The sequence below is a fragment of the Bacteroides sp. AF32-8BH genome (genome assembly GCF_003435205.1).
In the GTDB taxonomy this organism is placed as follows: Bacteria; Bacteroidota; Bacteroidia; order Bacteroidales; family Bacteroidaceae; genus Bacteroides; species Bacteroides ovatus.
Window position 1 is genome coordinate 1 of record NZ_QVLZ01000123.1, and the last position, 227, is coordinate 227.

Below are 227 nucleotides of genomic sequence, written 5' to 3' on the forward strand. Positions count from 1 at the left end.
ATATGTATATGGGTGCGCATAAGGCCAGCATGAGCAGGGATAGATGAAAGACACGTTTTTGTTGATACGTTATTATCTTTTCTCTTTCTTTTTTGTCGTAAGTTTGAGTTTTTATTGAACTTAGAAAAGTAGCGGCTTTTGTGCTGATTTTCATGTGTTTTATTGTTTTAAGTGTTATTAAGTATGATGTTTCCTGCAAAAATAACTGTTTTTTTTTTTTTTTTTTT

The 227-nt window shown here is 30.0% G+C and carries 1 pseudogene; it reads right to left on the reverse strand.

Annotated elements, in window-relative coordinates:
* Nucleotides 1-154 (reverse strand): annotated as a pseudogene (locus DWZ47_RS31240) (LuxR family transcriptional regulator); the annotation flags it as partial.
* Nucleotides 155-227: the final 73 nt, after the last annotated feature.